The sequence below is a fragment of the Pseudomonas sp. genome, assembly GCF_035554175.1.
In the GTDB taxonomy this organism is placed as follows: Bacteria; Pseudomonadota; Gammaproteobacteria; order Pseudomonadales; family Pseudomonadaceae; genus Aquipseudomonas.
This window is the reverse complement of the sequence record NZ_DATMIV010000022.1, coordinates 138,956-157,713: the sequence shown is the minus strand read 5'-3', so window position 1 is coordinate 157,713 and position 18,758 is coordinate 138,956. Positions and strand designations below refer to the sequence as shown.

The following is an 18,758-nucleotide window of genomic DNA, read 5'->3' as shown; positions in this document are numbered from 1 at the left end:
TCTGATGGGTACAGCTGGACCTCAATCCTTGAGGCCCAGCTGTTTGATTATCGATTTTCTCAACCCTTCGCCCATTTCCTTGGCTCCGTGGTCGGGAAAGACAGTTGATTTGCCATTCAAGGAAACCTTGAAATGACTGCCCTTGCCGGTTTGGAACTCGACGCCCTGGGCTTTCAACCATCGCCGAAACTCGCTGTACTTCATGTGCATCACTCGCTGTTTCGGTAGAGCGAATGTGCAACATATCTGCTGCACATGCAACATATCTGTTGCACCTCACCTCAATCCTCGGAAATCTCCCCCGCCTTCAGGCCAAAAATCACCCCCCACAAAAAAAGCCCTCACATCTCTGCAAGGGCTTCGTCCCACCGGATCAATCAGTGCCCAGCGCTCTGCCCACCATCCACATGCAGAATCTCGCCAGTCACAAACTTCGCGTTATCCAGATACACCACCGCCTGCGCAATGTCGTCGATGTCGCCCATATGCCCGACCGGGTGCAGCGCGCTCAGTGCGGCGTGGGTTTCTTCGCCGTGCATCGGCGTCTTGATGATGCCAGGTGATACCGCGTTCACCCGGATTCCGCGTTTGGCGTATTCGATGGCCAGGGATTTGGTTGCGGCGTTGAGGCCGCCCTTGGTCAGCGAAGCGAGGACCGAGGGCACGCCGTCGATGGCGTGGTCGACCAGGCTGGTGGTGATGTTGACCACGTGGCCCTTGCCGTGTTTTTCCATCTCGGCGATGGCCAGTTGGGTGATGTAGAAGAAGCCGTTGAGGTTGACCGACAGCACGGCGGCGTAGTCTTCCGGGGTGTAGGCAGTGAACGGTTTGGCGACGAAGATGCCGGCGTTGTTGACCAGGGTGTCGATGCGACCAAAACGCGCCACGCCTTCGCTGATCACGCGCTGAGCGGTGGCCGGATCGCCGATGTCACCGGCGATGGTCAGGATTTGCGGGTCGTTCGACGGTTTGATCGAGCGTGAGGTGGCGACAATGTTGTAGCCCAGCTCACGGAAGGCCTTGACCATGCCTTCGCCGAGACCCTGGGAGGCGCCAGTGATGACGACGGTTTTTTTCGAATTGCTCATGATGAAATCCTCAATCTATAAGTTGGTGTTGAATCAGGCTGTAGCCAGTTGTTTCAGCATTTGTTCGTAGTACTCGACCGACTGCGAACCGGAGACCAGATGCTTGCCGTTGAGAATCAGCGCTGGCACCGAGTTGATTCCGTGCTGCCGATAGAACGCCTGCAGTTGCCGCACTTCGCTGGCGAATTCGTCGCTGGCCAGCACCTTGCGAGCCCGCGCTGCATCCAGTCCCGCCTTGGTTGCCAGACGTATCAGCGTCGGGTGGTCGTTGGGGTTCTCGCCGTCGCGGAAGTAAGCGCGCAGCAGGATTTTCTTCAGCTCGATCTGCCGCCCTTCCTGCGCCGCCCACATCAGCAGTCGATGGGCGTCGAAGGTGTTATGAAAATGCGTGCGCTTGTCCAGGTCGAACTTAAAACCGATGGCCTTGCCGCGTTCGATCTGCATCTTCTTGCCGGCGGCGACGTCTTCGGCGGTGCGGCCGTATTTGCGCATCAGGTGCTGCACTGCCGGTTCGCCCTCGGCGGGCATGTCCGGGTTCAGTTCGAAGGGCTTGTAAGTCAGCTCAACCGAAACCTCCCCGGCCAGATTGCCGATGGCCTGTTCCAGGGCCGTCGCGCCGAGTGCGCACTAGGGGCACACTACGTCGGAGACAAAATCGATGGTCACGGTCGCGGTCATGACTGGCCCCGTTCCGCCAGCTGTCGGCGGTATTCGGTGGTGGTGATGCCGGCGTAACCCCAGTTATCGGTGTCGACTTCTTCGATCACGATATGGGTCAGATCCGGACGTTTGTTGAGGACGCGTTCCAGGGTTTCGGTGATCTCGGCGATCACCTGAGCTTTCTGCTCACGGGTAACGCCGTCGCGGGTGATGCGTACGCTGACAAATGGCATGACGACTACTCCAGTGACCTGCCCTCGGGATGATGGTCAGGTGTTGGAGCTCAATGTAGGCGTGTGCGCGGAGGGGAAAAAGCAGGGGTGAGGTACATCATTTGTGATGCGGTGTAATGAATATCCAGGCTCCGGTTCGGGCGGCCCTCTCAGAGCTGGCTGATTTCGAAAACCGTCGTGATCCGTCGTTGCACCGAGCTCCATACGTAGCGCAGGTGTTTGCCCTGCTTCGGAATAGAGACTGCCGGAGGTCGGAATGCCGCTACGCACTCATGTCCGGGAAGGCGCACGCTGTTGTAGAGCACGCCCCACGACTGGGCATCGCGCAGTTGCCGTGCGAACACCTGCGATGGGCCGTAGGCTTGCGGGTCGGGCTGATGCAGGCTTTCGAAACCATTACGAAGGTCATGCAACGGCTTGACCACCTGATTGATGTAAGTGCGCATGGTCAATTCGAGGTCGGCTTCCTGGGTCGCAGCCAGAAAGCGTTCCTGATGAAAACAGGTTTCGGCGATGGCCGCTGCCTGGCTACTGGCGGCGTAGTAGACGCCAAAGGTGCCGTCGCTGAAGCGGCTGCGTTTGCCGATGTGGGTGAAGGCCGCCATCACTGGACTGGATCCGGGGCCCGACAGGCGATCCTCCGGACTTACCCGGGCGAGTACGCCCGCCTGTTCGATCAGGCGATCATTGGTCAGCGCTTCTATGGCGTAGGCGACTTCGAGGTCTTCAGGATCGAGGACGTCTTCGAACAGCGCAATCGGCGGGAAGCTGCTGTTGACGATGCGATAGGCACGCGGCCAAGGCACGTCGACCAGTGCCGGGGCATTCAACCGCGGACTCCATCGAGGTAGCGGCGCACATCGGCGATATCGACCACCCTCCCCGCCAGCATGTAATCCAGCGCCGTTTTGCCATTGAACGGCGCCGCCGTGTTCGGGCTGCTGACCCAGGCGTAGGCACGCTCGCGGCTGTTGCTGAAAATAATGCTCAACGCCTTGTGAATGCCCATCAGGTAGGAGATGCGCTCAAGGGTATCGTGGGGCAGGCGAATGTTTGGCAGGTGCTTGTACTTGTAGAACGTGGTATTGCCGACGCCACCGAGCAAGGTGCGTTGCTGCTCGGCATTGCAGCCCCAATGCTCCATAAGGTGGAAGAAGAACTTCAGCGCGACGCGGCCGGCTTCCGGCATGTCCAGCTGTTCGCGTGGCGTCAGGGCAGTTGATGAGGTTGGCATGTTTTTCCCTCCTGATCGGTACGCAGGCAAGTGTAGTACAGATGTGAATACTATCTATTAATCAGCTTCGTATATGTACACCGCCTCGAGAAACTACAGTAAATCAGCCCATTCGCTGTTTTCGACAGGAAAGCTTCCGACACCTGTGCAAGAGAGTGACGTTTAGCTGTGAGAAAAGATTCGAAATGCTGTAATCCCGCGCATGAATAAGCGCCCGACTCACTCATGTCGGGCACTTTTTTGACCCCCATCACCCCTGCCCCCAACAAAAACCCCGATCCTGTGCCAGCCTCCAGCCATCGGCAGGGAAATCAATTCGCTACTAAATCCGCGACAACTATGCTCAGGTGCAGGAATATAGCCGGCAAATGGCGCTGGTTCGGGCGTCTCGTCAACAACAATACCCAGCCCACTTCAGAGGGCATTACCCATGGATAGCAGAACCTTACGCAACCTCATGCGCATCGTGCAGACCGGCTCGTTGTCGGCTGCAGCCGAGCATTCGTGCCTGACCGTGCAGGCGTTGGCCGCACAGTTGAACAAGGTCGAAGAGCAGTTCGGTTTCCGCTTGTTTCGACGTTCCAACAAGGGACTGACACTGACACCGCAAGGCACGGAGCTCACGCCCTACATCGATAAAGTGTTGATCGCCACGCGACAGATGGAGGAAAAGGTCGAGGCGCTGAAAGTGCCTGGACAGCGCACCTTGAAAGTGGCGTTAAACAACACGCTGTCGGCTGACTTCAATCGGCGCATGATCGGACGCCTGATCGAGGTGTTCCCCGATTACCAGATGGAATTCAGCTACGCCGAGTCGATGGAGAATCTCAGCAAGCTGAAGAATGAAGATTTCGATCTGGCGGTGCTGATCGGCCCGCAACGCCCGGGCTTGCCGAGCATCGTGCTGCCGGATGTACAGGTGCAAGTGGTCGGTGCGCACTGTGGTCAGGAGAACGATCCATTGACCTTGCTGGGTAACAAGTTTCAGGTACGTCCTGCGGAAGACTGTCCGTATTCCCACAGCTTCTTGCGTTTTCTCGACGCCGGGCTGGGCAATCACGAGAACGGCCAGCGCATGGTCTATTCGTGCAGTGAAACGCTGACGCTGTCACTGATCACGCAGATGGACGCGGTCGGCATGGTCTCGCGCGAAGCGGCGCAGAAAAACGGCCTGACGATTTTCCCCGACTTCGAAGACTTCCTCGAAGTGCGCCTGGCGGTGAACAATCCGGAGTTGTCGCACCAGGCGTTGAACGATGTCGTCGATCTGCCGCTACATGAACGAGCCGAGCGCAATGTACGCAGCCGTCCCCACCGCCACACTGAGAAAGAGGTTTTTGCTGAAATACGCACATAGCAACGTCGGAATCGCGGCATAGAATTCCGGGCGATCGAGCTGGATCTGCCGATCCTTGATCAGCAAGGGCGTCAGGCTGATCGCAGCGACGATCGCCACCGGCAGATATTCCAGCGCTCGCGCCACGAACGGTGGCCAGTGCTCGGTGTTGATCTGCAGCGGCAAGGCGCGTGGCAAAAAGGTCACGGCCATCATCAGCACGACCACCAGAATCAGGAACGTCTGGTCAGGCATACACCTACTCCGCAGCCCACAAACGTGGCGATAAATACGTTGAAGGGCGAGCTGCCAATAAGGCTCAGCGCGCCCATGCAGACCACAGCGGCAGCGGCGGCGATCAGTTTGTTACGCGTATTGCACAGAGAGACCAGCACGTAGAGCATCATCGCCGTCAGCGCGTAGTCGAGCTGATATTTGATCAGATGCGCGGCGTATTGCGCGCAGACCGCGCCAAGCAACCCGCCGAGCACCCAGGAGGTGTGGCAGAACAGGTTGAAACCGATCAGATAGCGCACGTTGACCGGTGCGCCTGTGCCGAGCTTGACGCTGTGAAAAGCGAAGGATTCGTCGGTCAGGCCACCGGCGTAGCACCAGCGCTCCATACGACTCAGACCCAGCGCACGCAAAGCCTTGGCCATGTAGACGGACATCAGCATGTGCCGGGCGTTGATCAGGAACGTGGTCAGCACGATGGTGGTCAGCGAGGCGCCGCTGGAGATCAGCGCCAGCGCGGCGAACTGCGACGCGCCGGCATAGACGAACAGACACATCGCCACCGGCAGCCACATCGGCAAACCGGCGTTGACCGCCATCAGCCCGAAGACGAACGACACGGTGAAATACCCGGCGACCACCGGGCTGGCTTCGGCAAACGTGCGCGACGGCTGCTGGTTGACCATCAGCGGCGCACTGCCGGACCTTTCATTCATAGATCCCTCTCAAATGTCCGTTCGCCGTGAGGCTCGCAAAAACCCTGGGCGGTCCAGAATCGCTTGCCCGCAAGGTTAGCATCGTCGACGAACAGAAACATTCGCAGCACCCCGACCCGCTTCATGTCGGACGACGCCGCTTCGACCAGACGCTGGCCCACGCCCTGGCTGCGATAACGCGGGCTGACGGCCAGATGATTGATCGTGCCGCGACTGCCAAGCATGCCGCCGAGCACCGCCCCGACGATCTCGCCAGCGACATCGAAGGCGAGATAAGCCGTAGTGGTTTTCTGGATCAACACACCGCGCAGACATTTGGCGTCCTGCCATTCGCAGAACGACACTTCGTCGAACTGGCGGAAGAAGCGTTCCATACGCTGCGCATCCTTGGCCGTGGCACGGCGCAGCACCACCGGCGTCGAGCACTCGACGCCGTCGATTGGGGTGATCTGATTAGCGAACAATGTCGAAAGCGGTCCCGGGCCGCGAGAAGGAAATCGCCAGAATCTGCCGATACGCCATGGCATGGGTGTGGGTATTGCGCGCCGGCGTCACGTAGTGGCGCATGTCCCGATCGAGAAAGTACGTAGTGTCGAGAATTTCTTCGTAGGTGGTCGCCGCCAGTTGATTCTTGTGGATGTCGTAAAGTCGACTCTCCGCGCCCTCGACGTTATTGCGCCCCCAGAAATGCACGCCGCTGAATGGATAGCCGTCGCAGTGAATACCTTCAGGAGTGATTTCCAGCTGTTTACCGGGCTTGATCTCGATGCGGATCTGATGGATCTGGCACTGCCAGATTTCATCGTGCAGCTCTTCCGGCAGCACGCTTTTATACACTTCGAAGTCGGTATCGATCAGGCTGCGCATCACCGGCGAAGTAATCACTTCCTCGGAAAAGTCCTGAAAGTGCCGAACGACCCCGCCGACATAGGCGTTGTTCTCTTTCGATTGCACATAGGCGCGGTGCTCAAGTTGTGTGAGCTCGCGGGTTTTCGGGTTGTATTCAAAGTCGCTGTAACGACGGTAACGCATGCCGGCTTCGGCCTGACCGTAATAACTGTCAGGCTCCATGTTTTCCCAACTCTTGGTCAGTCTGACGAAGTCGGCAAAATGACCGTAGAGATTGAAGTCACCACCCTGGACGTTGACAAACTTGTCGCGCCGTAGCGATTCGCCCACTTCTCTGTTCAAAACGATCATTACCAAATTCTCCGCTGCGTTGAACGCCCTAATCTATTGGGTAGAGAATTTGCGTCCATGAGAAAGAATTTCAGGCATTTGAAGCATCGTTTGAAACGGAATCTGCAACGGGTCAAAAACAACTTTTACATGACAAAAACACCTGTTTTTTCCGGTTTCCGCTGAAAAACCGTCGAAAAAAAACCCCGAGCGAGTCGGGGTTTTCTCATATTTGTTACAGCAGCTCGATCGTCAGAAGATGTTGATCGGGTAATCCACAAACACGCGCAGCTCGTTACCGCTGACGTTGTATTCGCTGGATTTCTGCGACACACGCAGAATCGAGCTGCGCAGTTTCACGCTGAGGTCTTTGGCCGGGCCGCTTTGCACCACGTATTTGAACTGGTTGAAGATCTCGCGCTCGGTGCCGCCTTCGCTGGTGGAGGTGGTGATGTTGTCGCCACGCACATAAGCGAAGTTATAGCTCAGACCCGGAACGCCGAATGCGCCGAAGTCCAGACCGTAGCCCAGCTGCCAGCTGCGCTCGTCTTCTGCGTTGAAGTCAGACCAGTAGGAGTTGGCCAGGTAAATGGTGTTACCACCGTCACCGACACGCCCCTGATCTTTCTGATAACCGCCGTAGGCATAACCGAGGTTGCTGTCGCCGGTGGAACGCTGATGCGCAACGGTGAACGAGTGCGGGCCGGTGGCGAAAGTGGCCGCCAGGCTCCAGATCTTGTTGTCGTCGCCGGTTACACCGTTTTCGCGGACATAGGAGTTGTCCAGCTTGGTGCGGTAGCCATTGAAGTCGAGGGTCAGCGACTGATCCTTGTTGAACGGGATCACGTAGTTGGCGTTCACGTACTGTTTCTTCAAGACGTCTTCAACGTCGGACGCGTACAGCGCGCCTTTGAAGTGTTCGGTGAACTGGTAGCTGCCGCCCAAGACGTTGATCGACTTCAGACCACCGCTGTCACGGCCTTCATCGCTCTTGCGCGACTCGGCGGTGAAGCGACCGGCGTTCAGTTCCAGACCTTTGATCTCACGGGATGTAATCAAAGTACCGGTGTAGCTTTCCGGCAGCAGACGCACGTTGTCGTAGCTCAGCACCGGCAGGGCCGGCATCTGGTCGCCGTAGGTCAGCACGGTGTTGGAAACGCGGAATTTGACCGCTGCACCGCCCTTGGCGATGTCGTGGTTCGCACGACCGTCATTTTCCTGCTTGAAGAAGTCGATGCCTTGCGCGCCGGTTCGCCCCTTGCCGCCGTCCAGACGCAACGCGTACAGACCAAAGGCGTCAACACCGACACCCACGGTGCCCTGAGTGAAGCCCGACGAGAACGTGCCGATAGCCGCCTGGCCCCACTCGGCCCTGTCCGGACGACCGTCTTTGTAATCACGGTTGATGTAAGCGTTGCGCAACAGCACTTTCAGGCTGCTGTCTTCAACGAAACCCTTGGATTCGGCCTGGTCGTTAGCCATGGCCTGTGAAGCACTCAACATCCCCAGTGCGATCAGACTGATTCGCTTGTTCAACATTTTGTTTTCCTTATTACGGGTTGAAACGCGCTGTGTCGAACGGCTGAAACGGCGCTTTTGCACTCTTCTGTTCACCCCGAAACAAAAAGGCCCGCCGACACCGGTGTCATGGCGGGCCTGCTCCTTGTTTTGAATCATGGCGGTTAGCCACAGGCGTTGGGCCGAATCGTAGCCGCGCCCCGAACAGTGTGTCAATTTCAAGAATCGTCTTTAAATAGGCGAAAAACGTCTAAGAATCGTAAATTTTCAGCTGGGCGATTGCAGGAAAATCGGGATATGCAGGGAGTTTTAAACTGTAGGAGCGAGCCTGCTCGCGAAAGCGATGGATCAGTCCACGAAGTCGCTGGCTGTGCCGACGCCTTCGCGAGCAGGCTCGCTCCCACATGGGTTCAGGGTGTACAGATCTCCTGACATAAAAAAGCGCCGCCATCCCGGCAGCGCTTTTACCAATCCCTGTTGGTTTTATCCTTCCATCACATCCCACAAGGCTTCCAGTTCGGCCTCGCTGAACAGGCCAGCGGGGTAGCGCTCGATCATCATCCGGCGCGGATCAGGTTCCCTGATCTGACGCGTTCCATTGGACTTCAACCAGTGCGCGACAAGCTGGAGCGATTCGCCGTTGACGGCCATGGGATGCACAGTCCGCTCGCTGACTACGTTCATTTCGGCGTTCATTTCAGCGCTCTCTCCCCGTTCATGAGCGGCTAAGTTATCCAAGGTTTGTGACAGAACTGTTGAAGTTCTCCTCCCTCCCTAGTGCATCAGAAGCAATACAAGAGCTATGCCAAGGCGCGCCGATTTTCGACCGGTGGATAGCAACAAGCCCGCGGTCCTGACGGGCTGCGGGCTTGGTCTCATGGATAGCGAGCTAATCATTGCCTGACTGATTTATCAGTCAGCTCAGGCTGTTACGACTCAACTCACTCTTTGTGCGGCGCTGGCTGTTGTTGGGTAAGGCAGTGGATGTTGCCGCCACCCAGTAACAGTTCACGGCCCGGCACCATCACCACTTCGTGCTGCGGGAACAGCTTCTGCAGGATTTCCTTGGCCGGCGCGTCCATCGGATCGTCGAAGCTCGGCGCGATGATGCCGCCGTTGACGATGAGGAAGTTCACATAGGAACCGGCCAGGCGCACGGACGGATTGCGCTCCTGCGAACCGTGCACCGCATCGACCCCGGCGCACTCCTCTTCGGTCGCGTAGAGCGGCCCCGGAATCGGCATTTTGTGCACCGTGAACGGGCGGCCCCTGGCGTCGGTGCTGCTTTGCAGCACGTTCATTGCGGCCTGGCAGCGTGGGTAATTCGGATCCTGTGGATCATCGGTCCACGCCAGCAGCACTTCGCCCGGGCGCACGTAGCAGCAGAAGTTATCCACATGGCCGTCGGTCTCGTCGTTGAACAAGCCATCCGGCAGCCAGATGATCTTGTCCACAGACAGGTTGTCACTGAGCACCGTTTCGATTTCTTCGCGACTCAGGTGTGGGTTGCGATTGCGGTTGAGCAGGCACTCTTTGGTGGTGATCAACGTGCCTTCGCCATCGACGTGAATCGAGCCGCCTTCGAGCACGAAACCTTCGGTGCGGTAGCGCGGGCTGCGCTCGATTTCGAGGATCTTGCCGCCGACCTGCGAATCACGGTTCCACGGCGCATACAGACCGCCATCGAAACCGCCCCAGGCGTTGAAGTCCCAGTTCACGCCGCGCACTTCGCCACGGTTGTTGATGACGAACGTCGGGCCGCTGTCGCGAACCCAGGCATCATCGCTGGACATCTCGACCACGCGGATATTCGGCACGTCGAGACGGGCCCGGGCGTTTTCGTATTGGTCGGCGGAAACCGCGACAGTCACTGGCTCGAAACGCGCGATGGCTTTGGCCACCGCTGCGTGAGCGGCTTGCGCCGGTTTGCCGCCCAGACGCCAGTTGTCCGGGCGCTCCGGCCAGATCATCCAGGTCTGGGTTTGCGGCGCCCACTCGGCCGGCATGTAGAAGCCATCGGCGCGTGGGGTGCTTTTCAATGTGGTCATCAGGACTCCAGGGAACCGTCGAGGGTTTTCAACGCACCGTACAGATTCGGCCGGCGGTCGCGGAATGAACCCCACGCGCTGCGAATATGTTCCAGCTCGTCGAGGTTGAACGTGTGCACAAGAATACCTTCTTCGGTTTTATTCAGCTCCTGCACTTTTTCACCGAACTGGTTGGCGATGAACGAAGAGCCGTAAAAGGTGATGTCGTAGCCGTCCTGCGCTTCGTTGCCGATGCGGTTGCTGGCAATCAGCGGCATCAGGTTGGCACCGGCATGGCCCTGCTGCACCCGCTGCCAGTGATCACGCGAAGAGATGGTCTTGTCGTGGGGTTCGCTGCCGATGGCGGTCGGATAGAAAAGAATTTCCGCGCCTTGCAGTGCCATGCTGCGCGCCGCTTCCGGGAACCACTGATCCCAGCAGATACCCACGCCGATTTTCGCGTAGCGGGTGTTCCATACTTTGAAACCGGTGTCCCCCGGGTTGAAGTAATACTTCTCGTGATAACCGGGGCCGTCCGGGATGTGGCTTTTACGATAAATCCCGAGGTTGCTGCCGTCGGCGTCGATGATCGCAATGCTGTTGAAGCGCGCACGGCCGGCCAGTTCGTAGAAGCTGATCGGCAGCACCACCTGCAACTCTTTGGCGATCGCCTGGAAATGCCTGATCGCCGGGTTGTCCGCGACCGTGGTCGCCAGCTGCAGATAATCCGGATTCGGCTTCTGGCAGAAGTACGGCGCCTCGAACAGCTCCTGAATCAGAATGATCTGTGCGCCTTTGGCGGCGGCTTCGCGTACCAGCCTTTCAGCGGTTTCGAGGTTGGCGTGCAGATCCCATGAACAGGCCATTTGCGTGGCGGCGACGGTAACCATACGACTCATGAATCATCTCCGGGCTAGTGCTTTGAAGGTCGGGAATTCGACCGGAATCAAAAACGCGCGCACCGGACAACAGATCGTCATGCCGGAGCAATGGCGACTTTATAACCGATAAATATCGATTTTAAAAGTTAATAAACAGGCCAGAGCCTGAATAACCGCGTCAAAAGCCGATACAAATCGAACTTAAAACCGAAAACAAATGTGGGAGCGAGCCTGCTCGCGAAGGCGGTATGTCAGTCACCGCATGTGGTGACTGGCATACAGCATTCGCGAGCAGGCTCGCTCCCACAGGAGGGTGTGCGTAGCTTACAGACCTTCGTTGAGGACCTGATCGAGCATGTCGACGAAGAAATCCACGCTCGCGCGCGACGTCACCATCGGTGGCTTGATCTTGAGGATGTTCAAGTCATCGCCCGTCGGCTGCATGAAGATTCCCAGCTCGCGCAGACGGTCACAGAGCAGCGCAGTCTCTGCGGTGGCAGGTTCGAGCGTCCGCCGATCGCGAATCAGCTCCAGACCCAGATAAAAACCGGAGCCGTGCACCGCGCCGACCAGCGGATGTTTATCGATCAACGCTTCAAGTCGCGTCTTGAAGTGATCGCCAACCACTTGTGCGTTCTCCCAGAGTTTTTCCTCTTCCATGACATCCAGCACTGCCATGCCGATCCGGCAACTGACCGGACTGCCGCCCGCCGACGAAAAGAAATAGCCTTCAGCCTCCAGCGCCTCGGCGATTTCCCGGCGGGTGATCACCGCGCCGAGGGGCTGGCCGTTGCCCATGCCTTTGGCCATGGTGATGATGTCGGGCACCACGCCCTGGTCTTCGAAGCCCCAGAAGAATTTGCCCATGCGTCCGTAACCGACCTGCACCTCGTCGGCGATACACACCCCGCCTTGGGCGCGCACCATGGCGTACACCTGCTGCAGATAACCCGGCGGCAGCGAGATACCGCCCGCATTGCCGTACACCGGCTCGCAGATGAACCCGGCGAGTTGGCGCTTTTGCCCGGCGAGTGTGCGCAAATGATGTTCAACACTGCGCACGTATTGCGCAGCCGAGTCGGGGCCACGGAACTCGCCGCGATAGGTATTCGGCGCAGTCACCGGGTGTACCCAGTCAGGACGGCTTTCCAGGGCTTTGGGGTTGTCGGCAATCGATGTCGATACCGCATCGGCGCCCACCGTCCAGCCGTGATACGCCTCAAGCACGCTGATCATGTCGCGCCCGCCGCTGTAGGCCCACGCCAGACGAATCGCCAGGTCGTTGGCCTCACTGCCGCTGTTGACCAGAAACACCCGATCCATGCCCTCCGGCGCCAGTTTCAGCAAACGTTCGGAGAATTCGGCGACCGCCGCGTAGTTGAACCGCGAGTTGGTGTTGAGTAACGACCACTGACGCGCCGCGACCGCCGCCATGCGCGGGTGACCATGGCCGAGCACCGCGACGTTGTTGAGCATGTCCAGATAGGAGCGGCCCTGCATGTCGATCAGGTGATTGCGCCAGCCGCGCTCGATGCGTGGCGGATCGACGTAATAGTGTTTTTGCGTACGGGCGAAACTGGCATCGCGGCGCTCGAGCAGGGTTTTCGCATCCAGCTCCGGCTCGGCATCGCAGGCCAGCCCGAGCAACGTCGCTGGCGACGGGCACAACGCCTGCCAGGCCGGTGCACGGGACGGCGTGCAGAACAGCGGCGCGTCGAGCTCCGCGTCTCGGCACAACTGCACAAGCAGAGGTCCATTGGCAACACCGATGCCCTGGCCTTTGTCCAGCGTTGCGCCATGGCCCGCAATGGACGTCACGCCCCACAGGCGAACACTCAACTGCGGACCATCGAGCCGCAGCGCACCGTCCCCCATGTGCCGCAGAACACCGGCAAATGGGGCATGCACAGTGGTCCCGTTGGGCACGCCCAGTTCGACATGCAACGGGAACGTATCCGGTTCGGTTGCACTATCGGGCCGGGTGCGGGACAAGCGGTACTGCCCATAACGCGTCGCCGCCAGACCATGCACCGCCGCGGCCTCAGTCAGCAAGCGTTGATCAATGCCCTCCTGCTCCCAGTTGCCGGCCTCGAAATGCGGACTCAACACGCCCAGATCGATCAGCGCAAATTCGCGTCCGAGCAGCCCGGGCAACAACGGGGAAAATTCTGTATTTTCCACGCTCGGCAAAGTCTGGCCCACGGCCGTCAGAATCGCCGCCTCCATCAGCGCCAGCGGCACCGATGTCGCGACCCGGAAGATTTCCCACTCGTGACTGAGATTGTCGCGGCTGTAAGTATTGGTGGGATCGATGCTCACCTGTTGCTCGCCACTGAGCACCAGCACCGCCGCCCGTGCCACGATCAGTGGCCACAGCGCTTGCAGTTCTTCATGCTGCAAAGGATTGACCGCGTGATAAGCCTTGACCGCCGGCAGGATGACCAACGGATCACCGGCGGCGTGATGCAGCAAAGCCGCGCAGGTCACCGACAGATCAGTGATGCGCCAGGTGCGCACCAGATCGCCGAAATCGATCACGCCTTGCAGCTGCCAATGACGCTGCACATCGCGCGCCCAGACGACGTTGTCGTCGGTGATGTCCATGTGAATCGCCTGCACCGGCAGCTTGTCCAGTAACGGCTGCAAACGCTGCTCGGCCTGTGCGGCAGCAGCGCTGATCGACGTGCGCGATTGCTCGTCATCAATTACCGGCAACAGGTGATTGATCAACGCATTGGCGTGACGCGCATCCCATTGCAAGGTGCGCTCAAGTCCTGGGTGATCGAAACCCGCCAACGCCAGATCCATCTCGCCGCAGAGCCGACCAAACCCGGCAACCACATCCTGGCTCAGATGGGCGAAATCGGTCAGCGGCTGACCATCGATGTATTCCAGCAGGCGCACTTGCACCATTTCGCCATTGGCTTGCAGCGACAACAGATCTTCACCGTTATTGGCGGCGATCACCCGCGGCACCTTGATCGCCGAGTGCTCGGCCAGATACTTGAGGCCCGCGTGCTGGGCTTGCAGCTCTACAAGGGCGTAATCGCCACGACAGACCTTCAACACGAAACGCCCGTTTGCGCTGTCGACGCGATAATTCAGATCCTGCTGACTGCCCAGCGCCTGCAACGTACCGCTGAGCCCGTAATGCTCGGCCAGCCATTGCAGCGCCTGCGCCTGGGAAACCTGCGGACCGGGCAAACTGGCGCGATGAATCAACGTGGCGAGCGGCATGAAACGACCCCTGAAATTTTATTAGGCGCTTATATCGCCACTGCCTCAGCGGTTACGCAACCCCCTGCTTCGCCGAATGCCCCAATTCCAAGCGAACACTCGCGCCTCGCAGCACTTTGCGCAAGAATGTCGCCCATTCACACCAACCTATGGAAATCCCCATGAATGTCATCACCACCGACCTGCCCGGTGTTCTGATCATCGAACCCAAGGTTTTCGGCGACGAGCGCGGTTTTTTCTACGAGAGTTTTAACGCCAAGGCGTTTCAGGACGCGACCGGTCTGGACACGCAATTCGTGCAGGACAATCATTCGCGCTCGCAAAAAGGCGTACTGCGCGGCCTGCATTACCAGTTGCAGAATACCCAGGGCAAACTGGTGCGGGTGACCGTCGGTGAAGTGCTCGACGTAGCGGTGGACATCCGCCGCAGCTCGCCGCACTTCGGCAAATCGGTGGCGGTGCGCCTGTCGGCGGAAAATCATCGTCAACTGTGGGTGCCGGAGGGTTTCGCCCACGGTTTCGTGGTACTGAGCGACTTCGCTGAATTCCTCTACAAGACCACCAACTATTACGACCCGTCTTCCGAGCGCAGCATTCGCTGGGATGACCCTGCGCTGGGCATCGACTGGCAACTGGACGAAGCACCGAAGCTGTCGGCCAAGGATCAGACGGCTGCGCTGCTCAAGGACGCTGACGTCTTCGACTGAGGCCGGGCATAATGCGCCTGACACCTCAGGCGCAACCGGCTTATGAAACCCACTCTCCCCCGCAGACCCCGCTGGCGCAGCCTCGCCCTGTTGGCCCTGTGCCTGGCGCCGTTGCTGTGGCCGCTGGAACACCTCGCCGAACGCTATTACCGCAGCGAGCTCGCCGGGCAGAACCGCCAGACCCTTGATCTCTACGTCGCCAACCTGCTCGGCACTCTGCATCGCTATGAAGTGTTGCCGCAGATCCTTGGCGATCTGCCGGCCCTGCGCGCAGTGCTCGGCGCGCCGGACGACGGCGTAACCCAAGGCAATGCCAACCGCTTGCTGAAAAATATCGCCGTGCAGACCGGCGCTGAAGTCATGTACCTGATGGACACGTCCGGCCAGACCCTGGCGGCGTCGAACTGGGACAAACGCGACAGCTTCGTCGGCCGCAATTTCGCCTTCCGTCCGTATTTCAGCGAAGCCATGGCCGGGCGCCTCGGGCGCTTCTTCGGCCTGGGTACGACATCGGCCAAACGCGGTTACTTCTTCGCCGCCGCCGTGCGCAACGGCGAAAAAATCATCGGTGTGCTGGTGATCAAAGTCGACCTCGACCACACCGAAAGCCTGTGGGGCAAAACTCCGGAACAATTGCTGGTGACCGACCACAACGGCGTGGTCATCCTCACCTCGCGACCGGAGTGGCGCTTCCGTTCCACTCGCGCGCTCAGCGATGTCGAACGCGCCGCGATCACTGCGATTCAGCCTTACCCGACTCGCGACCCTCGGCCGCTGAACCTCAGTCCCGACGCCTGGCTGACGCAGACCCACGACATCGCCGAAACCGGTTGGAGCGTGAGCATCCTCGCCCCGCGCACGTTGATCGACCGTCCGGTGCGCACGGTGGTCGCGATCGGCGGCGCCACGCTGTTGGTGGTCATGCTGCTGGTCGGCTTGATGATGCAGCGCCGGCGGCATTATCTGGAGCGCATCGCTTTTGAAGCCAAGGCCCGCCGCGAACTGGAAGGCCGGGTCGCCGAACGCACCAGCGATCTGGAAGGCCTCAACCGGCGCTTGAAGCAGGAAGTGCTCGAGCGCGAACACGCGCAGCAGGAACTGGTGCGTGCCCAGGACGATCTGGTTCAGGCGGGGAAATTGTCGGCGTTGGGCACCATGTCAGCAAGTATCAGCCATGAACTCAATCAGCCGTTGGCGGCGATTCGCAGTTATGCAGAAAACGCCGAAGTGCTGCTCGACCATCAGCGCACCGACGACGCGCGCGGTAATCTCAAGCTGATCAGCGAATTGACCGGGCGCATGGCCTCGATTATCGCCCACCTGCGCGCGTTCGCCCGCCGCGACCGCCACGCGCCGGAAAGCGTTGCCCTGCAACCGGCGCTGGACGATGCGCTGGCGTTGCTGGCCAAACGTCGGCGCAGCATGGAAGTCGAACTGATCCGCGATCTGCCCGCTGCCACGCTGTGGGTCGAGGCCGGCGAAACCCGGTTGCGCCAGGTGCTCGGCAATCTGCTGGCCAATGCGCTCGATGCCCTGACCGAAAAAGGCCCGCCGCGCAAATTGTGGCTGAGTGCCGAAGCCACCGCCGACGGGGTCAATCTGTACATTCGCGACAACGGCCCTGGATTCTGCATGGAAGCCCTCGGCCGCGCCAGCGAGCCCTTCTACACCACCAAGACCCGTACGCAGGGTCTGGGGCTGGGGCTGGCCATTTGTGAAACGCTGATGCGCGCCTTCGGTGGTGAACTGTCGTTTGCCAACCACAAGCAAGGCGGCGCCTTGATCACCCTGCGCCTGCGCGCCGGCGCGCCCGGGGTCAGCCTGCAACCGTCCGAGGATCGAAGTGCATGACCATCGACAATCGCATCCAGGTAGTGTTGATCGACGACGATCCGCACCTGCGCCAGGCCCTCGGCCAGACGCTGGACCTGGCCGGTCTGAAAATTCTGCCGCTGTCAGAAGCCAAAGGCCTGGCCGCGCAACTTGAGCGTGACTGGCCGGGCGTGGTGGTCAGCGACATCCGCATGCCGGGCATGGACGGCCTTGAACTGCTCAGTGAATTGCATGCTCACGATCCCGAGTTGCCGGTGTTGCTGATCACCGGCCATGGCGACGTACCGCTGGCGGTGCAAGCGATGCGCGCCGGGGCCTACGACTTTCTGGAAAAACCCTTTGCCAGCGACGCGCTGCTCGACAGCGTGCGTCGCGCCCTTTCGCTGCGGCGCCTGGTACTGGACAACCGCAGCCTGCGGCTGGCCTTGAGCGACCGCAACGAACTGAGCGCGCGGCTGGTCGGTCACTCGACGCCAATGCTGCGCCTGCGCGAGCAGATCGGCGCGCTGGCGGCGACCAAGGCCGATGTGCTGATCCTCGGCGAAACCGGCGCCGGCAAAGAGGTAGTCGCCCGTGCGCTGCACGACTTGTCGAGTCGGCGCAACGGCCCGTTCGTGGCAATCAACGCCGGAGCACTGGCCGAGTCGGTGGTGGAAAGCGAGCTGTTCGGTCACGAACCCGGCGCCTTCACGGGTGCGCAGAAGCGCCGTATCGGCAAGTTCGAATTCGCCAACGGCGGCACGCTGTTCCTCGACGAAATCGAAAGCATGAGCATGGACGTGCAAGTGAAATTGCTGCGCATGTTGCAGGAGCGAGTCGTTGAGCGACTGGGCGGCAATCAGTTGATTCCGCTGGACATCCGCGTCATTGCCGCGACCAAGGAAGACCTGCGTCAGGCTGCGGATCAGGGCCGCTTCCGCGCCGACTTGTATTACCGCCTCAACGTCGCGCCGCTGCGTATCCCGCCGCTACGTGAACGTGGTGAAGATGCGCTGGTGCTGTTCCAGCATTACGCCGACGAAGCCAGCGCCCGCCACGGCCTGCCGCCCCACGAACTGCAACCGGCGCAACGCGCCTTGTTGCTGCGCCACACCTGGCCGGGCAACGTGCGCGAACTGCAGAACGCCGCCGAGCGTTTTGCGCTGGGTCTGGAACTGGCGCTGGACAACGGTCCCGAAGGCAGCGGCGGCGCGGCGGTCGAAGTCGTCAGCGGAGGGCTCAGCGAGCAGGTGGAAAACTTCGAGAAATCGCTCATCGCCGCCGAACTGGCGCGCTCCCACAGCTCGGTGCGCAGCCTCGCCGAAGCCTTGGGCATTCCGCGCAAGACCCTGCACGACAAGCTGCGCAAGCACGGTCTGAATTTCGGCGACAGCAGCCCGGGGGAAGAGAACGAATGAGTGGTGAACGGGAATATCTGCAAACGGTGCTGCATCACGACATTCCGCTGACCGCGGAGATGGGCCTCAAGGTGCTGGAATGGCGGGCCCGGCAATTGAGCCTGCACCTGCCGCTCGCGCCCAACGTCAATCATAAAAGCACCATGTTCGGCGGCAGTCTCTATTGCGGCGCGGTGCTGGCCGGTTGGGGCTGGTTGCATCTGCGCTTGAGGGAAGAGGGGATTACCGACGGGCACATCGTGATTCAGGAAGGGCAGATCAGCTATCCGCTGCCCGTGACGGGGGACGCGGTGGCGATTTGTCCGGCGCCGGATGCGCCGGTGTGGAAGCGGTTTCTGGCGATGTACCAGCGTTATGGGCGGGCACGGTTGACGCTCGAAACGCGGATCCTGAATGCGGGAAGTGAAGATGATGCGGTGAGATTTACCGGGCAGTACGTTTTGCACCGGTGAAGCAAAACGATCGCAGCCTTCGGCAG

19 protein-coding genes and 1 pseudogene are annotated in these 18,758 nt (G+C 59.9%); 5 read left to right on the top strand and 15 right to left on the bottom strand.

Annotated features, from left to right (window positions below):
- Positions 1–21: 21 nt before the first annotated feature.
- From VNV36_RS12110 to VNV36_RS12085, 6 genes and pseudogenes are all read right to left on the bottom strand, one after another.
- Positions 22–204 (bottom strand): type II toxin-antitoxin system HicA family toxin, encoded by a 183-nt coding sequence (locus VNV36_RS12110; RefSeq protein WP_041071532.1) that lies wholly within the window; start codon positions 202–204, stop codon positions 22–24.
- 173 nt (positions 205–377) lie between these two features.
- The gene (locus VNV36_RS12105; RefSeq protein ID WP_325717958.1) at positions 378–1,088 is read right to left on the bottom strand and encodes an SDR family NAD(P)-dependent oxidoreductase; all 711 of its coding nucleotides are present in this window, start codon (positions 1,086–1,088) and stop codon (positions 378–380) included.
- Positions 1,089–1,121: 33 nt separating this feature from the next.
- A pseudogene (locus VNV36_RS12100) lies at positions 1,122–1,766 on the bottom strand (DsbA family oxidoreductase).
- Positions 1,763–1,981, bottom strand: a complete 219-nt coding sequence (locus tag VNV36_RS12095; protein WP_007952610.1) for a tautomerase family protein — start codon at positions 1,979–1,981, stop codon at positions 1,763–1,765. Before VNV36_RS12095 ends, VNV36_RS12100 begins: the two are co-directional and overlap by 4 nt.
- Before the next feature lie 149 nt (positions 1,982–2,130).
- Positions 2,131–2,796, bottom strand: a complete 666-nt coding sequence (locus VNV36_RS12090; protein ID WP_414705507.1) for an RES family NAD+ phosphorylase — start codon at positions 2,794–2,796, stop codon at positions 2,131–2,133.
- 11 nt (positions 2,797–2,807) lie between these two features.
- Positions 2,808–3,215, bottom strand: a complete 408-nt coding sequence (locus VNV36_RS12085; protein WP_325717956.1) for an MbcA/ParS/Xre antitoxin family protein — start codon at positions 3,213–3,215, stop codon at positions 2,808–2,810.
- 430 nt (positions 3,216–3,645) lie between these two features.
- Here VNV36_RS12085 and VNV36_RS12080 point away from each other — a divergent pair, with 430 nt between their 5' ends.
- A complete protein-coding gene (locus VNV36_RS12080) occupies positions 3,646–4,572 on the top strand; it encodes a LysR family transcriptional regulator (RefSeq protein WP_325717955.1) in 927 nt (308 codons plus the stop codon).
- On the opposite strand, the gene VNV36_RS12075 is transcribed toward VNV36_RS12080, so the two are convergent.
- The 9 genes from VNV36_RS12075 to VNV36_RS12035 form a co-directional block, all read right to left on the bottom strand.
- On the bottom strand, positions 4,489–4,806 hold the full coding sequence (locus VNV36_RS12075) for a branched-chain amino acid transport AzlD family protein (protein ID WP_024011198.1): 318 nt from the start codon (positions 4,804–4,806) through the stop codon (positions 4,489–4,491). The genes VNV36_RS12080 and VNV36_RS12075 overlap by 84 nt on opposite strands.
- Entirely contained in the window at positions 4,785–5,501 is a 717-nt protein-coding gene (locus tag VNV36_RS12070; RefSeq protein WP_325717954.1) for an AzlC family ABC transporter permease, read from the bottom strand. The genes VNV36_RS12075 and VNV36_RS12070 overlap by 22 nt, the downstream gene beginning before the upstream one ends.
- On the bottom strand, positions 5,498–5,875 hold the full coding sequence (locus VNV36_RS12065; protein ID WP_008080517.1) for a GNAT family N-acetyltransferase: 378 nt from the start codon (positions 5,873–5,875) through the stop codon (positions 5,498–5,500). The genes VNV36_RS12070 and VNV36_RS12065 overlap by 4 nt, the downstream gene beginning before the upstream one ends.
- A 79-nt stretch (positions 5,876–5,954) precedes the next feature.
- Entirely contained in the window at positions 5,955–6,701 is a 747-nt protein-coding gene (locus tag VNV36_RS12060; RefSeq protein WP_325717953.1) for a 2OG-Fe dioxygenase family protein, read from the bottom strand.
- Between the two features lie 231 nt (positions 6,702–6,932).
- On the bottom strand, positions 6,933–8,219 hold the full coding sequence (locus VNV36_RS12055) for an OprD family porin (protein ID WP_325717952.1): 1,287 nt from the start codon (positions 8,217–8,219) through the stop codon (positions 6,933–6,935).
- A gap of 462 nt (positions 8,220–8,681) precedes the next feature.
- Positions 8,682–8,894 carry a hypothetical protein gene (locus VNV36_RS12050; protein ID WP_253498010.1) on the bottom strand — a complete coding sequence of 71 codons (213 nt, stop codon included), beginning with the start codon at positions 8,892–8,894 and terminating at the stop codon, positions 8,682–8,684.
- Positions 8,895–9,139: 245 nt separating this feature from the next.
- Positions 9,140–10,246: an agmatine deiminase gene (gene aguA, locus VNV36_RS12045; RefSeq protein ID WP_325717951.1), complete on the bottom strand. Its 1,107-nt coding sequence runs from the start codon at positions 10,244–10,246 to the stop codon at positions 9,140–9,142.
- The gene (gene aguB / locus VNV36_RS12040) at positions 10,246–11,124 is read right to left on the bottom strand and encodes an N-carbamoylputrescine amidase (protein ID WP_325717950.1); all 879 of its coding nucleotides are present in this window, start codon (positions 11,122–11,124) and stop codon (positions 10,246–10,248) included. Before aguB ends, aguA begins: the two co-directional genes overlap by 1 nt.
- 306 nt (positions 11,125–11,430) lie before the next feature.
- Complete coding sequence (locus VNV36_RS12035) at positions 11,431–14,343, bottom strand: aminotransferase (protein WP_325717949.1); 2,913 nt, start codon at positions 14,341–14,343, stop codon at positions 11,431–11,433.
- Between the two features lie 161 nt (positions 14,344–14,504).
- Between VNV36_RS12035 and rfbC the strand changes: the two genes are divergently transcribed.
- Genes rfbC through VNV36_RS12015 form a run of 4 tightly spaced genes read left to right on the top strand, consistent with a single transcriptional unit; the run spans position 14,505 to position 18,732 of the window.
- Positions 14,505–15,050 carry a dTDP-4-dehydrorhamnose 3,5-epimerase gene (gene rfbC, locus VNV36_RS12030; RefSeq protein ID WP_325717948.1) on the top strand — a complete coding sequence of 182 codons (546 nt, stop codon included), beginning with the start codon at positions 14,505–14,507 and terminating at the stop codon, positions 15,048–15,050.
- 42 nt (positions 15,051–15,092) lie between these two features.
- Positions 15,093–16,901, top strand: a complete 1,809-nt coding sequence (locus VNV36_RS12025) for a sensor histidine kinase (RefSeq protein WP_325717947.1) — start codon at positions 15,093–15,095, stop codon at positions 16,899–16,901.
- On the top strand, positions 16,898–18,280 hold the full coding sequence (locus VNV36_RS12020) for a sigma-54-dependent transcriptional regulator (protein ID WP_325717946.1): 1,383 nt from the start codon (positions 16,898–16,900) through the stop codon (positions 18,278–18,280). Before VNV36_RS12025 ends, VNV36_RS12020 begins: the two co-directional genes overlap by 4 nt.
- Positions 18,277–18,732 carry a YiiD C-terminal domain-containing protein gene (locus VNV36_RS12015; RefSeq protein WP_325717945.1) on the top strand — a complete coding sequence of 152 codons (456 nt, stop codon included), beginning with the start codon at positions 18,277–18,279 and terminating at the stop codon, positions 18,730–18,732. The genes VNV36_RS12020 and VNV36_RS12015 overlap by 4 nt, the downstream gene beginning before the upstream one ends.
- Positions 18,733–18,758: the final 26 nt, after the last annotated feature.

Coding starts and splice junctions, on each gene's coding strand:
- VNV36_RS12105 (WP_325717958.1), bottom strand. CDS start 1,088: ATGAGCAATTCGAAAAAAACCGTCGTCATCACTGGCGCCTCCCAGGGT.
- VNV36_RS12075 (WP_024011198.1), bottom strand. CDS start 4,806: ATGCCTGACCAGACGTTCCTGATTCTGGTGGTCGTGCTGATGATGGCC.
- VNV36_RS12025 (WP_325717947.1), top strand. CDS start 15,093: ATGAAACCCACTCTCCCCCGCAGACCCCGCTGGCGCAGCCTCGCCCTG.
- VNV36_RS12015 (WP_325717945.1), top strand. CDS start 18,277: ATGAGTGGTGAACGGGAATATCTGCAAACGGTGCTGCATCACGACATT.
- VNV36_RS12065 (WP_008080517.1), bottom strand. CDS start 5,875: ATGGAACGCTTCTTCCGCCAGTTCGACGAAGTGTCGTTCTGCGAATGG.
- VNV36_RS12110 (WP_041071532.1), bottom strand. CDS start 204: ATGAAGTACAGCGAGTTTCGGCGATGGTTGAAAGCCCAGGGCGTCGAG.
- VNV36_RS12085 (WP_325717956.1), bottom strand. CDS start 3,215: ATGCCAACCTCATCAACTGCCCTGACGCCACGCGAACAGCTGGACATG.
- aguA (WP_325717951.1), bottom strand. CDS start 10,246: ATGACCACATTGAAAAGCACCCCACGCGCCGATGGCTTCTACATGCCG.
- VNV36_RS12080 (WP_325717955.1), top strand. CDS start 3,646: ATGGATAGCAGAACCTTACGCAACCTCATGCGCATCGTGCAGACCGGC.
- aguB (WP_325717950.1), bottom strand. CDS start 11,124: ATGAGTCGTATGGTTACCGTCGCCGCCACGCAAATGGCCTGTTCATGG.
- rfbC (WP_325717948.1), top strand. CDS start 14,505: ATGAATGTCATCACCACCGACCTGCCCGGTGTTCTGATCATCGAACCC.
- VNV36_RS12060 (WP_325717953.1), bottom strand. CDS start 6,701: ATGATCGTTTTGAACAGAGAAGTGGGCGAATCGCTACGGCGCGACAAG.
- VNV36_RS12035 (WP_325717949.1), bottom strand. CDS start 14,343: ATGCCGCTCGCCACGTTGATTCATCGCGCCAGTTTGCCCGGTCCGCAG.
- VNV36_RS12055 (WP_325717952.1), bottom strand. CDS start 8,219: ATGTTGAACAAGCGAATCAGTCTGATCGCACTGGGGATGTTGAGTGCT.
- VNV36_RS12050 (WP_253498010.1), bottom strand. CDS start 8,894: ATGAACGCCGAAATGAACGTAGTCAGCGAGCGGACTGTGCATCCCATG.
- VNV36_RS12020 (WP_325717946.1), top strand. CDS start 16,898: ATGACCATCGACAATCGCATCCAGGTAGTGTTGATCGACGACGATCCG.
- VNV36_RS12095 (WP_007952610.1), bottom strand. CDS start 1,981: ATGCCATTTGTCAGCGTACGCATCACCCGCGACGGCGTTACCCGTGAG.
- VNV36_RS12070 (WP_325717954.1), bottom strand. CDS start 5,501: ATGAATGAAAGGTCCGGCAGTGCGCCGCTGATGGTCAACCAGCAGCCG.